This is a genomic window from Paenibacillus sp. JJ-223 (assembly GCF_927798175.1).
Lineage (GTDB): Bacteria > Bacillota > Bacilli > Paenibacillales > Paenibacillaceae > Paenibacillus > Paenibacillus hubeiensis.
On sequence record NZ_CAKMMP010000003.1, the window covers coordinates 286947 to 301169 of the forward strand.

Genomic DNA, 14223 nt, shown 5'->3' on the forward strand with positions numbered 1-14223 from the left:
GAACATGCCCGACAACAAAATGGTTTCGAACGTAGAGAGTGGACGCATCCTGGTGCTGGAACGCGTATTCGATGCGCCGCGTGAACTCGTATTTCAAATGTTCAAAGAGCCGGAACATCTCAAACGCTGGTGGGGGCCGAAAGGCTGGGAAATACCGGTTTGCACCGTCGATTTCCGTCCCGGCGGCGTGTGGCATTACTGCATGAAGTGCGTTGATCCGAATCAAGGTGAATTTTACGGCATGGAGTCCTGGGGTAAAGCCGTTTATAAGGAAATCGTTGAACCAGAGCGAATCATCTACAACGATTATTTCTCGGATGCCGAGGGCAATGTTAACGACGACCTGCCATCTTCCTTGATTACGATGGAATTTATCGATTTGGGCGGCAAAACCAAGCTGGTGAACCGTTCTGAATACGTGTCCCCAGAGGCACTCCAGAACGTGATGGACATGGGCATGCTGCAAGGAATCACGGAAACATGGAATCGTTTGGGCGAATTGTTGGAAGGAGAGCTTAAATAAATGATTACTCAACTTGGGCAAGTGATGTTATATGTCAACAATCAGGATGAATGCAAAGCATTTTGGACCGAAAAACTGGGGTTCGAGGTCATCTCCGAAGAAGTTAGCGGCCCCATGAGATGGATTGAAGTGGCTCCAAAGGGGGCGGCAACCAGCATTGTTCTTCATAATAAAGAACTCGTTGCCGAAATGAACCCCGAGATGAATCTGGGAACGCCTTCTCTCATGTTTTACACGGAACAATTCGACCAGTTGTACCAAGACTTGGCAGACAAAAACGTAACCGTTGGCGAAATCGTGGAGCTTCCCGCAGGCAGAGTCTTTAACTTTGCAGATCAAGAGCAGAACTACTTCGCCGTCATGGAAAAGAAATAGAGGGACACGCACAGCGTAACGGTCAAAAGTCGCTAAATTAGCGGCTTTTTTCCATTGGATTGCAACTATTGCCTCGATTGCAGAAAACGGATTTGGCTCAATGTCTGGATTAGTATTTTGAAATATGCATATAATGGATTGATTGTTCCAGCTCCAAATTCTCCACTTTGTATAGTGCAGTATACTCTATGAAAACGGAAATCGGAGGATTTTCATGTATAAATTGATGATCGTCGATGACGAATTGCTGATGCGAGTTGGCATTCGTTCCATGCTTGATTGGGAGGAACACGGATTTTATGTCGTTGGTGAAGCGGCGAATGGAAAGGAAGCGCTGGAACTTGCGCTGGACGTTTCGCCCGATCTCATCATTACGGATATCAAAATGCCTGTCATGGACGGGCTGCAGCTTATTCAAAGGGCCGCTGACGCTTTAAAAACCTGCAAGTATGTCATTTTGAGCAATTTTGACGAGCTTCATTATGTGAAAGAGGCGTTGAAGTTAGGTGCCTCCGATTATTTGATCAAAAGCGAGATCACAGAGACCACGCTCGCAGAACTGCTTGCTTCGATTCGTCAGAAGCTGCGGAAGGAGTTTGGAAGCCAAGCCGGTATGCCCGTCAATCCACATACGTACACGCAGAGTCTCAACCATTTAAAGGATACGTTTTTTCATGATCTTGTAAGCGGATTCATAGAGGAGGGGGATATTGCCGCGAAGGCCGAAGAGCTGCGTGTACGCGTGAGATCGGACAAGTTGGTGGTCATCAAGTTTATCGTAAACTATTACGAGGATACAAAGAAGAAATATGTCGAGAAGGGGGAAAAGCTGCTCCGTTTTTCCATTCTAAATATTATGGAGGAGATCATTCCATCCAGATGGGAGAAGGAGATCGTCGTTGATAGTTCATCTGAATATTGGGTCATCGTCAACATTCCTCCGGATCGTGCATCAGTAGGCACCGATATCAGGAAACTGTGCGACAAGCTGCTTTCTTCCATCAAAGATTTGATGAATGTAACGCTCACGGCTGGCGTAAGCACTGCCGTAACGGGTTTCGGCAGCATCAGAAAGGCGTATCAGGAGGCGGAATCTGCTCTCCGCCAGGGATTCTACGCAGGCAGCAAACAGGTACTGTTTTATGAAGATGTGGTCCATGCTCCGCCCCGGAAAGAAGTGAATGCGATCCTGAACGCGCAGCAGGAACAAGATTTTTTGAAAATATGGATAAGCAAAGACGAGAAAAAGGCGGCGGCATTTCTTGAAGCCGTCCGTTCGGAGCTGGAGGCGCTGCATGCGGATGAAAATAGCATTCGTGAAAACTACATCCTGGTTATGGAAATGATACACGCACATGTATCCCGGACTGCACAACGGACACAACCTGCTTTTGCAGAGAAGTCGCCCTACGAAACCGTCCTGAAAGGGGAGTGCTGGGATGATATTCATCAAGCTTTGCTGGCTCAGATCGGAATTTATTTCAAGGCCGATTCCCGGGTCATGCAGGAGCGTACCTACGCGGACCTCGCGATCGAGATCATCGACAAATACTATGCCGAGGACATTTCTTTGCACAGCGTAGCCAACCAAATCAACGTCAACCCGTCGTATCTCAGCCGAATGTTCAAACAGGAGAAAGGGGAGAACTTTATCTCTTATTTAACCCGGGTTCGAATCGAATGCGCAAAGAGCTATCTCATGAGCAGGGAATGGAGAGTTTATGAGATTGCAGACAAGGTAGGGTACCACAACTACACCTACTTCAGCAAAATATTCAAAAAAACGGTAGGCGTCAGTCCAGAGGAGTATCGAGAAATGCAGCAAGGCTCCCATGTGATTCGCGAATAGAGGTGCATCGTGAGGAAGCATGTCCGGCTGGTTCAAATTAAATACAAAATTATGGTGATTTGCATAACGGTCATTATTCTTCCGGTATTCGTCATGACGATTAATTCGTATTATTCTTCCGAACGGCTGCTCGCACAAAATTATACCACGCTGCTCAGCGATCTGACCAAGCAGACGAACATTCGCATTGACGAGTTTCTTAAAGAGATTGAGAAAATTTCGCTGCTGGCCAGCAACGGACTTAGCGGCAGTTTATCTGCGACCCATGAAGGAAGTTTTCCGATTCAGGATTTTTTGAGGGACGGGGGTGAGCAGAATGAAAATGCCGCTTATGACATTTTGATGAATTACATCATGATGAAGGACCGTGTATTCTCGATTTACCTGTACAACCTGAATGGGGGGCAAGATTTGTTCGTCAGCCCGAATCAGCCGATCGACCGAAACTTCAACATGCAGAACGAGCTGTGGTTCAAAAAATTCATGCATACCAAAGATCGAACCATTACGCTAACGACCCGAATCGATCAACAGTTGAAAAATAAAATATTAGCCGTCTCGCATGCTCGGAAAATTCATGATGTGACTACCGGAAGGCTGCTTGGCGTCATCGTTGTGAGCATCGACATCAAGTTTATCGAAATTGTCAATCGCAACTTGCAGGAAGGTCTGCGTTCAAGGTTCATGATCGTCGACGCGGACGACAAAATTGTATATAACGTCAATGAGAGGTTGATCGGCACGTTGTTCCGAGACAATGTTCGGCCAGATGAAGCATTAAATGTCGTAGTGACCAGTCCGCTGAGCCAGCAGAAATGGACGACCTACTTGTACATGCCTCTGGATGAGTTGACTGCCGACGGCAAAATACTGGGCCGCAATCTGGTCATGCTGGCCATGGTCATGTCCCTCTTTGCTGCGATTATTTCCATCTCTTTATCCCATGTCATAACACGTCCCATAAAGAAACTAATGCGTAATATCACCTTGGTTGAACAGGGACATTTCGATCAAGTCGAACAAATCCGTTCCCGGGATGAAATTGGACACTTGTCCATTCGTTTTAACAAAATGTCGTATGAATTGAAGCGCATGATTGAGAGGGTTCAGCAGGAAGAAATGGAGAAGGCGGCAGCCGAGATGCGGGCGCTGCATGCCCAGATCAACCCTCATTTTTTGTATAACACGCTTGGTTCGGTGAAATGGATCGCCTCCATGCAGCAGGCTGACAAAATCGTGGACATGACGGATGCGCTGATTTCGATGCTTCGGTACGCGACAAGGTCTGACGGGACCTTGGTAACGATACGCGAAGAGTTGGAAAACATCGCCAACTACGCCACCATTCAGAACGTGCGGTACTATGGCAGCATTCAAATGAAATACGAGATCGAACATGGATTGTCGGCGTATTATATGCCCAAAATGATTTTGCAGCCGCTGATCGAAAACGCGATTTTCCATGGCCTTGCCGATCTTGAAGAGGATGGGGTGATCACCATTCGAATCCAAGCGCAGGGCAGCGATATTGCCGTCGAAGTTTGCGATAACGGTGTCGGTATGGACCATCATACGATCCGGAACGTGATGGACGAAAGGGAGGATAGGGATACGGGAGCGAGGGGGATCGGCCTGCATAATGTGCATCGGCGCATTCAGCTTCACTTTGGCAGGCCCTATGGAGTGCAGGTGAACAGCAAGCTTGGCGAAGGTACGGTTTTTACCATTTTGCTGCCTGCCATACCAGAATTGCCGGAAACGAAATCATGAGCCTGTGGATGGAATCCGAAGATGGATCGGCAGGCTGGGTAATATTGAATTTGAAAAAAAGCTTGCAGACCATGCTGCAAGCTTTTTTGCCTACCCTTTGACGCTGCCAAGCACCAACCCTTTGGTAAAGTATTTCTGAAGGAACGGATAAACGAGCAAAATCGGAATGGCGCCGAGAAACATTTGAGCCGCGCGTCCGGTTCTAGCATTCATCATGGAAAGGAGCTGAGTGTAATCGCTTCCCGATTTCAACATGATCTGCTCAAAGCTCTGCAGAAGGGTCTGCAGGTAGCTCTGTAACGGGTAGTTATCCGGATTGTTCATATAAATGATGCCATCGAACCATGAATTCCAATGGCCGACGATGCTAAACAAACCGACGGTTGCAAGAGCGGGTTTGAGCAGGGGGAGTAAAATCCGAACCAGGACCTGCATCGGTCCCGCACCGTCGATAATGGCCGATTCTTCAATTTCCTCCGGCAAACCTCTAATAAAGTTCATCAGAATGACCATGCTGAATACCGGAAGGGCTCCGGGCAGAATCAGGGACCAGATGGAGTCGATCAAGCCCATTTTGACCACAACCAGATAGGTTGGAATCAACCCTCCGTTAAATAACATCGTGATGATAAAGAATCCCATATACATGTTGCGTCCCATCAACTTTTGTTTCGATTTCGAGAGTGGATACGCGGTAAGTACCATTAAAACGAGATTGACCAGCATACCAAGCAAGGTGCGTTTAATGGCGATCCAGAGAGAGGTATAGAACGAACCTCCGGATAATGCAAATTCATAAGCCTTTGTCGAGAAATCGACAGGCCAGAACGTAACGCTGCCGGCCGAGACGGCCGAGCTGCTGCTGAACGAAACCGCCAACAGGTTGATAAACGGCAGAATGCAGAGGAGTGAAATTACAATCAGAATCGTGTAGTTCACAATATGAAACAAGCGCCTGCCCATGCTTTTATCGTTGATCATAATGAGGGTTCCTCCTTAGAAGATACGATAGCCGGCTACCTTGTAAGCCAGAAAATAAGAGAGCGCCATGAGCACGCTGGAAATGACGGACTTGAACAACCCGACGGCCGTGCCGATGGAATACTGTGCCTGCTGAATCCCTAGACGATATACATAGGTATCAATGATATCACCGGTCTGATACACAACAGGGGAGTACAGGTTATAGATTTGATCAAAGCCGGCGTTGAGCACGTTGCCGAGCGATAGTACGGTCATTAACACAATCGTAGGCATAAGGAGAGGCAGTGTAATATATATCGTTTGTTTCCAGCGTTTGGCTCCGTCAATCACTGCGGCCTCATAAAGCCCCGGGTCAATGCTGGTCAGCGCTGCCAAGTACACCACGGTGCCAAAGCCGAAGCCTTTCCAGATGTCGCTCACGATCATGGTCCATGGAAAGATCGAGGGTGTGCCGAGAAAAGAGATGGGGGCAATCCCGAATATGCTCAAAAACGTGTTAATAATGCCGTCGGCGCTAAGGATGTCCAGCATGATTCCGGCCATGATGACCCAAGACAGGAAGTTCGGAATATATACGAGCGTTTGGAAGGTACGTTTGACGGCACTGTGTATCACTTCGTTCAGCAATAAAGCGAAAATAACGGGAACGACAATACCTCCGACGATTTTGAACGCGGACATGTACAGCGTATTCCAGATGGTTCTCACGAAATTCGGTTGACTAAACACATGTGTAAAGTTGTCCCAGCCCACCCAAGGTGAATTGAATCCAAGGCCCGGATTGTATTTCTGAAACGCAATGATTAGTCCGTAGAAAGGGATGTAGCTAAAAATGAACACCAAGACCAAGCTTGGGATGAGCATGAGATGGTAGGAGCTTTGCTGTCTCCATTTTCTCAGCATTCGAATTCCTCCGTTTCTGATGTGATGAGCTTCTGTTCTTCAAATAGAGAACGGGACGAGAACAGGCTCATCCCGTTTGGAGTATGGCTCGTTATTTTCCGTAGGCTTCATTCACGGCCTTGGTAGCCTCGTCACCGCCAGCTGCTCTCCAGTTCTGGACGAGCACATCGAAATAGTCAATGCTTTCCGTACCCATGATGATCTTGGTAAACCCTTCCGTCAAAAGGTCATCCAGAGTTGTGCCGTAACTTGCCAGCACTTCGGGGGTTACTCCCCACAGTGCCGTCTTAATGTAGTTTTGGTCGTCCAGGACTTTCTTGGCAAGACCGTACGCGTTCTTTGGAGCACCTTGCTGCAAATAATCGCCGACGGCTCCTGGCGTTGCATTCTTCATGAACTCGACGCTATTGTTATATTTCTGCCACATGCCCGAAGTGGTTAGGCCGCTGCTGTCTCCGGATTGAAGTGCCGCGGATACGGCCTCGTATTGCTCGTAGTCGGAGTTCGGGTTGAGCACACGGAAGGCACCGACGACATGAGCGATATCGTTGTCCAGTAGGGCGGATAACGTTTCCTTGGATTCCTTGCCCTGACCTTCATCGACGATATAGGCATAATCGTTCAAGATGTCGATGACCTCTTTTGGATTCGCGAAGCCTTTTTTCATGACCACATAATTGTTATTTGCAAAGAAAATCGATTGTTTGGCTTCTTTTCCGTCGACGGTAGGAATGGTATAAGGGTAAAAGATGGCGTCCTTGCCCAAATTGGCCACCGTATCTACACCAGGATTGTACCCCCACCATTGATAATACGGCTGCATGCCAACCTTGCCGGCGACGATATCTGCGTTCATGGCGTTGAAGTCTTTGATCGCGAATTCCGGATCGATAATGCCGAGTTTGTACCATTCTGCCCATTCGGCTAACGCCGCTTTCATTTCAGGTTGGATCGAACCGTATACCAAGCTCCCGCTCTGGTCTTCGATCCACAGATCCGGATGGGCGTTCCAGCCAATGGCGAGCAAGTTAAGGTAATCCAACGATTGGTCAACCGCCATGCCATACCCGCCGTGTTTCTCCATCAATTTCAGCGCAATGTTTTTGACGTCGTCCATATTTTTCGGATCTTCCAAACCAAGTTCTTCTTTCCAATCATTCCGTATCCAGATAAAGTCGGGCTGTTCGATCAATCCCCAGTGCATTTGCGGGATTCCATATAACTTGCCGTCCTTTTTCCCCGACTCGAAACTGTCAGCATCCGCCTCCATATACCCTTTAAGACGTTCCGAAGCATTTTGCTCAAAGACATCCGTAAGATCCATGATCATATCCGCTTCAATTAACTGCTGCAGTTGGGATGGATTAACTCTGAATACATCGGGCAGATCGTTCGAGGAAATGGCCAAGTTCAATTTGGTATTATACTCATCGCTCACCCAGTCTGTTTTGACTTCAACACCCAGTTTCTCTTTGTATCGCCGGATCCAAACATTGTTGGTAATATCATCGCCCTTCGGATACTTTGCGGACGTGTACTCGGAGGTTACCGTGTGAATGGTTACCGTTCCTGATTCAGCGTTACCCGAGTCCGAACTTGTCGGATTTTTGCCGGTGCTGCCGTCATTACTGCACGCGGTCATAAGAATGGTGGACATGCATAAAGTCAAAATCAAGGATTTCGTTTTCTTGGCCATGCTCGTTCCCCCTATGAAATGATTTCAGTGAAGACTTGCTTGAACACATTGTAAAGGTGGAAGGGACAGAGTGGTATAAAAGTTATTGACGGATATCCACAACTTTTTTTACCTGTTGATCTGACGTGGAACAATACAAATAGGGGAGCATGCACTTTTTTTACTTTTTCCATACTTTTCTTTACGGACTACACTTGTGTGTATGTATAAAAACAAGCTCCAATCCCCAATTGGGGACAAGAACTTGTTTCAATGATATAAGCCAAAATAGAACAAACACACGTTAAACGGAAAGGCAGTACCAATCTGGAGAAGCGAAGCGTTCGCCTTTACCGATGGAAATTTTACTGCGCAATAGCTTCAAATTCCGGCTGCAATTTGTTTCGCAGAAGAAACATCATGATCGCACCCACAAGGAATGCCACAGCATCGGCAATGACGAGCGACCAGACCACGCCGTGGAAACCGTTCATATGATTGGCGATATAGAGCACCGGAATCAAGGTAACGCCTTGAATAATGGACATGATAAATGCGGCGGTTCCTTGTGCTGTTGCCTGGAAAATACCCGTGAACAGCGTCGTCATTCCTGAGATGAACAGGGATAAAAACGTTACGTGAAGAATGTAGCTGCCCATTTCAATGAGCTGCGGATCACTCGTAAACAACCCGATTAAATGATCGGAGATCAGATAAACGATGACGCCGAAGCCGACGGCTAACGCAACCATGGTTTTGATCGTAAATCCGATCGTTTGTTTCATCCGCAGTTTATTCGCCGTAAAAGTGAAAGCGATGAGCGGCACGACTCCCTCGCATAAACCCATCAAAATAAACTCGGGGAATTGCAGCAAACGTGATGATATTCCGTACCCCGCCACGGCTTGATCCCCATAATCGGCAAGAAAATGGTTGAGCACGAGTGACATCGCACCCAGGAAGATACTCATAATAAACACGGGAACGCCGATTTTGAGCACATTGCCGAGAATGTCCTTGCTGACCTTGAACCATTTGGCCGAGATGGTCAGGAAACGGCTTTTTGTTCCCATATGGAAGGCGTAGAACGCACTCGCAACCAGGTTGGAGATGACCGTGGCCGATGCCACGCCGATGATGCCCCAATGAAAGACGTAGATGACCACGGCATCCAGAATGATATTTACGACCACGCTAAGGATCATCCCAGCCATTGATGTGATGGCTGCTCCCTCCGAGCGCACGATATTTTCCAGCGTGAAAAATAAAATCACGAAGGGTGAGCCGATGAGCATCACGGTGACATATTGTTTCGTGAATTCAAAAGCTTCCGGCGTTGCTCCCAAACCATGAACGATCGGATCGATTAACGGAAGGCCGACGGCCATCACGATCAAACCGAGAACTAAACTGCTATAAAAGGCAAAGGAAGACACATGTTTTACGTCATCATACTTGTGTTCACCCAATAGACGGGAGATGAAGGTACCGCTGCCCATGCCAATCAAGCTGCCTAATGCCATAATGGCGGCGAATAAAGGCAAGGTAAGCGCAAGGGCGGTTAACATGGCCGTATTGCCCAGCGTCCCCAGGAAATAGGCATTCAAGATGGAGTATATGACATTCATTGATGTGCCGAGCATCATGGGAATCGCAAAATGAGCTACGGCTTTGGTGATCGGTGCTTTTTCAAAGTAATGGAGATGTTCTGCATCCATGCGGATCACTACTTTCTTCATGTATTTTGTTCTTATGGCAATCTAACAGTGTTAGATTGTACCTTACGGTGTAAGATGATATCATGAACGTATGAAGCTGTAAAGTAAAACTTACACTGTTAGATAAAAGGGCGGGTAATGGATGAAAAAACAACAGCCTCAAATCTCGGAAGATAAAATATTGGAAGCTTCGTGGGCGCTTCTGGGGGAGGAGGGCATCGAGAAATTCAGCATGCGACGATTGGCCGACCGTTTGGGAATACAGGCTCCGTCCATATACTGGTACTTTAAGAGCAAGCAGAATCTCTACCAACGTCTGGCCAACCAGATATCGAAACTCATTCTGGAGGAGTTCCACTCCGATGGGGATTGGAAAGAGCAGATGGAGGGAATTGCCGTCACGATACGAAATGTGCTCAGCCGGTATCCCTGCTCCACACAGCTCATGATGATGACGCTGCCTCATGAGCCGGACATGATCCGATTCACCAACAGGATGCTGCTCTGCATCGAATCGACGCCACTTGAGCAGGAGCAGAAATTGCAAGCCGTGATTACGCTTACGAACTATGTGTTCTACTTCGTTCTGGATGATTATCAGCATCAGCGCAATATTACCGTGATGCTGGAGGACGAGGGAGTTGTGCCGGGCGGGCAGATGACCGCTCTTCTGGACTCGATGAGCGAAGCGGAAGCGGGATTGTTCCGTGGGATGTACAAGAGCGGGCTGTTTGAGGTGATGGGGACCGATCAGGCGTTTGAATTCGGCCTGAAGCTGATTCTGCTGGGAATTGAGCAGGTGATTAAGGAGCATGAAAAGAAATAGAACGTAAAAAACCGCTCATCCGGCGATCGGATGGGCGGTTGTTATGAAATTTTGCAATGATATAATCCGCAAGAAACATACACACGTTAACGGAAAGGCAAGTCGGAACCGGCTGCAGTTTCTTTAAATCATAAGATCATCAACGGTTTTTAACAAGATGGAGGCGTTATGCCCGCCAAACCCAAAGGAATTTGACATACCGATCTTCAAATTTGCCGTTCTGGCGCGATTCGGAACATAATCCAAGTCGCATTCGGAATCTGGCGATTCCAGGTTAATCGTCGGCGGGATGACACCCTGTTGCAAGGTTTTTACGAGGGCAATGGCTTCTACCGCCCCCGAAGCGCCAAACATATGGCCTGTCATCGATTTATTTGCAGTCACGGGGATGTGATAAGCCTGTTTGCCAAAAACCTGTTTTAATGCTGCTGTTTCAGAGCGGTCTCCAACCACTGTACTCGTTGCGTGGGCACTGATGACATCTACCTGCTCGGGGGAAAGCTGTGCTTCCGACAAAGCAGAACTCATCGCTCTTGCTGCACCTTCGCCGTCCGGCGGCGTAGCAACCATGTGATAGGCATCTGAACTAGCTCCATAACCGATGACTTCCGCAAGGATATTGGCCTTTCTTCGCAGAGCATGCGTGAGTGATTCGATAATCAGGATGCCGGAGCCTTCTGCCATCACAAACCCATCACGACTGGCATCGAATGGACGGCTCGCCCGTTCCGGTTCCGTATTTCGCGTGGACAATGCGGTTGCATTGGCAAAACTGGCCAAAGCAATATCGGTCACGGCCGCTTCCGCTCCACCTGCGATAATGACGTCCGAACGTCCGGATTGGATATTGTAAAAGGCTTCCCCGATCGCGGTATTTCCAATCGAACACGCGGTTACAGGCGACATGGTGGAGCCTTTCGCTCCGTATCGAATGCTGATGAATGCCGCCGCCATATTTGAAATCATCATGGGCACAAGGGTGGGGCTAATTCGCCCCGGTCCCCGCTGTTTAAGGACATGGCTTTGATCCATCAACGTTTGAATTCCTCCGACGCCTGATCCAACATAGACGCCCATTCGATTTCTATCCACCGTATCCAGATCCAGACCCGAATGCTGTATGGCTTCTTCCGCAGCTGCAAGGGCGAATTGACAGAATCGATCCATTTTGCGGGCTTCTTTGATGCCAAAGAGCAACGTTGGATCAAAATCACGAACGACACCGGCAATCTTCACTTTATGATCGGATGAATCCAATATATCCAATGCAGAAATCCCCGATTTACCCTTAATAAGATTAGACCAAAATTGTTCTACATTGTTGCCGAGAGGGGAGATTACGCCCATTCCTGTAATTACGACTCTTTCCATAAATCAGATCCTCCTGAACGCAAATAAATTTGTGATTTACGGATATCATGTCATGGTGTGTATCCTATTACAAGTTGTAGTTTATCCTAGTATAATTACTACTATCATCATTTCCGTATAAAAGCGTACAAGGAGGCCAGTAATGAATCGTCAAGTCAGACTGCAGGAACTATCGACATTTTTAAAAGCGAAACGTGCCCGGATTTCTCCCGAATCCGCAGGTTTTCCGGAAGGTCAGCGAAGAAGAACGCCAGGGCTGCGAAGAGAGGAAGTCGCCCAACTGGCAGGGGTAAGCACGACGTGGTATACCTGGCTTGAACAAGGGCGAGAGATCAAGGTTTCTTCTTCCGTGCTGGACAGTGTGGCTAATGCGCTCCAATTAACAGCAGATGAGCGGAGATATGTATACTCCTTATCTTTGGAGGCGGGGAGTACAGCTTCTTCTCCCATGAAAGAACGGCCGCCAATCGTAAGTCCTTCTTTGGAAAAAATCATTACGGAGTTAAGCTATTGTCCGGCCATCATTTCGGATCGAAAGTGTCGAATTGTAGGATGGAATCGGGCCGCCGCCTATGTATTTCTGGACTTTGATCAGCTTCCCGATGAAGAACGGAATATGATATCCTTGCTGTTCTCCCGCCGGGAATTTAAACGTTTGGCCGTGAATTGGGAGCAATTTGCCAATGAATTTCTTGCGATGTTTCGTTCGTATTATGGCCAGCATGTTGAAGATGAGTGGTATGAACAGTTTCTGAATAACATGAAAGAGCGTCATCCCGAATTCGATGAAATGTGGAAGCAGAGCCCTGTCAATTATGCCCCGGATGTGCACCTGGAGTTCAGGCATGCCAAAGCAGGAAAAATGATATTTGAGCTTACGTCCCTTCAAGTGTACGGTGAACATGATTTGCGCTGCAGCATTTACACGCCTGACAAAAAAACGGAAGAAAAATTGATCAGCATGATGTAAGAGAGAGCTTCGTGATTCCATTGAAAGTCGCTAATTTAGCGGCTTTTTTTACTGTGGTCGCGGCGTATTCTCGTTTAAAAGGACACCATGCTCATGGAGCAGTTGGACAGTAAGCTGGATTCGTTGTATAATAATCCCAAAATTTCTGTACGATACCGTACAGAAAAAGGAGAGGAACTTCTTGCCAAAGGTGCTAGTTACAGAAGAGCAATGGATCCAGCTCGGAATCGAGAAATTTTCGCAATCCGGGCTGGATGGCCTGGTCATCGAGAGAATGTCATCGGAATTGGGCTGCAGCAAGAGCAGTTTTTATTGGTACTTCAGAAATCGGAACGAGTATATCACCAAACTGGTGGAACGATGGGTCGAGCTATCGACCAATGAGGTCATCCTTCAGTCCTCCTTGGCCATAAATCCGGAGGATCGATTAACTTATTTGCTCCAGCAAATGTTCTCTGCAACGGGTAAAGGTGACTTTTTGTTTTTCTTCCGAAAACTGGGAAGTAACCATGCAAACTTCCAAGAAATGCTGGAGAAGATTGAGCAAACAAGGATCGATTACGCTGTGCAAGTTTTAGAAAGCATGGGGATGACGACCTTAAACGCCCGACAAAAAGCCTTTATCCTATACCACTATTATTTAGGCTGGTATGAGCGTTTCAAAAACAGACAGGTAGAAAAGGACGAATTGCAACAGCATATCGACACGCTGAAAGCTCAATTGTTGAGTTCATCTTTGGAGGGATGACAATGAATGTGATGGCATGGATGCTGGGAACGATTTTATTTTTACTCGGCGGTCTACATATCTATTGGATCGTAGGCGGGAAATTCGGAGCTTTGGCGGCTATTCCAAGCAATGGCTCGGAATTGTTGTTCAAACCGAAGAAAGCAGGCACGGCCTTTGTGGCAGGAGCATTAATTTTTTCAGGATACATTGCATTAGCTCTTGGGGAGGTTGTTCATACCTTCATTCTGGCAGAATGGATGGTTAGCACCGGCGGCTGGATCATCGCGCTCGTGTTTTTCATCAGAACGATTGGAGACTTTCATTGGGTCGGTTTCTTTAAAAAGAAAAAAGGAACGTTGTTTGCACATTGGGATACACGACTTTATTCCCCGCTATGTTTGTTCATCGCGATCCTTTGGGTGACTCTATTGATGAGATGGATGCCTTAGTCAGGTCAACAGCACAGTTTGTATACATTCCCCTTAAATTTCGCATAGAATAGAAAGGAAACCATCGACATCTTAAGAAA

At 47.4% G+C, this 14223-nt stretch carries 13 protein-coding genes; 8 read left to right on the top strand and 5 right to left on the bottom strand.

Annotated elements, in window-relative coordinates; all coding sequences use genetic code 11:
• The first annotated feature begins 4 nt into the window (after positions 1-4).
• The 4 genes from L6H98_RS07605 to L6H98_RS07620 all read left to right on the top strand — a co-directional run bounded on the left by L6H98_RS07605 (position 5) and on the right by L6H98_RS07620 (position 4517).
• Positions 5-523, top strand: a complete 519-nt coding sequence (locus L6H98_RS07605; RefSeq protein ID WP_236414054.1) for an SRPBCC domain-containing protein — start codon at positions 5-7, stop codon at positions 521-523.
• Positions 524-898 carry a VOC family protein gene (locus tag L6H98_RS07610; protein ID WP_236414056.1) on the top strand — a complete coding sequence of 125 codons (375 nt, stop codon included), beginning with the start codon at positions 524-526 and terminating at the stop codon, positions 896-898.
• A gap of 214 nt (positions 899-1112) precedes the next feature.
• The gene (locus L6H98_RS07615; protein ID WP_236414058.1) at positions 1113-2747 is read left to right on the top strand and encodes a response regulator; all 1635 of its coding nucleotides are present in this window, start codon (positions 1113-1115) and stop codon (positions 2745-2747) included.
• Between the two features lie 9 nt (positions 2748-2756).
• Positions 2757-4517: a sensor histidine kinase gene (locus tag L6H98_RS07620; RefSeq protein WP_236414060.1), complete on the top strand. Its 1761-nt coding sequence runs from the start codon at positions 2757-2759 to the stop codon at positions 4515-4517.
• A 90-nt stretch (positions 4518-4607) separates the two neighbouring features.
• Here L6H98_RS07620 and L6H98_RS07625 read toward each other — a convergent pair whose 3' ends face one another.
• The 4 genes from L6H98_RS07625 to L6H98_RS07640 form a co-directional block, all read right to left on the bottom strand.
• Complete coding sequence (locus L6H98_RS07625; RefSeq protein ID WP_236414062.1) at positions 4608-5498, bottom strand: carbohydrate ABC transporter permease; 891 nt, start codon at positions 5496-5498, stop codon at positions 4608-4610.
• Positions 5499-5513: 15 nt separating this feature from the next.
• A complete protein-coding gene (locus L6H98_RS07630; protein ID WP_236414064.1) occupies positions 5514-6404 on the bottom strand; it encodes an ABC transporter permease subunit in 891 nt (296 codons plus the stop codon).
• A gap of 91 nt (positions 6405-6495) precedes the next feature.
• Positions 6496-8100 carry an extracellular solute-binding protein gene (locus L6H98_RS07635; protein WP_236414066.1) on the bottom strand — a complete coding sequence of 535 codons (1605 nt, stop codon included), beginning with the start codon at positions 8098-8100 and terminating at the stop codon, positions 6496-6498.
• A 344-nt stretch (positions 8101-8444) separates the two neighbouring features.
• Complete coding sequence (locus tag L6H98_RS07640) at positions 8445-9797, bottom strand: MATE family efflux transporter (protein ID WP_236414359.1); 1353 nt, start codon at positions 9795-9797, stop codon at positions 8445-8447.
• A 142-nt stretch (positions 9798-9939) separates the two neighbouring features.
• Here L6H98_RS07640 and L6H98_RS07645 point away from each other — a divergent pair, with 142 nt between their 5' ends.
• Positions 9940-10623 carry a TetR/AcrR family transcriptional regulator C-terminal domain-containing protein gene (locus L6H98_RS07645; RefSeq protein WP_236414068.1) on the top strand — a complete coding sequence of 228 codons (684 nt, stop codon included), beginning with the start codon at positions 9940-9942 and terminating at the stop codon, positions 10621-10623.
• Between the two features lie 123 nt (positions 10624-10746).
• Here L6H98_RS07645 and fabF read toward each other — a convergent pair whose 3' ends face one another.
• A complete protein-coding gene (fabF, locus tag L6H98_RS07650) occupies positions 10747-11994 on the bottom strand; it encodes a beta-ketoacyl-ACP synthase II (protein ID WP_236414070.1) in 1248 nt (415 codons plus the stop codon).
• Positions 11995-12136: 142 nt separating this feature from the next.
• Between fabF and L6H98_RS07655 the strand changes: the two genes are divergently transcribed.
• The 3 genes from L6H98_RS07655 to L6H98_RS07665 all read left to right on the top strand — a co-directional run bounded on the left by L6H98_RS07655 (position 12137) and on the right by L6H98_RS07665 (position 14143).
• The gene (locus L6H98_RS07655; RefSeq protein ID WP_236414071.1) at positions 12137-12964 is read left to right on the top strand and encodes a helix-turn-helix transcriptional regulator; all 828 of its coding nucleotides are present in this window, start codon (positions 12137-12139) and stop codon (positions 12962-12964) included.
• A gap of 181 nt (positions 12965-13145) precedes the next feature.
• Complete coding sequence (locus L6H98_RS07660; RefSeq protein WP_236414072.1) at positions 13146-13712, top strand: TetR/AcrR family transcriptional regulator; 567 nt, start codon at positions 13146-13148, stop codon at positions 13710-13712.
• Positions 13713-13714: 2 nt separating this feature from the next.
• Positions 13715-14143, top strand: a complete 429-nt coding sequence (locus L6H98_RS07665) for a DUF3995 domain-containing protein (RefSeq protein WP_236414073.1) — start codon at positions 13715-13717, stop codon at positions 14141-14143.
• The last annotated feature ends 80 nt before the right edge of the window (positions 14144-14223 follow it).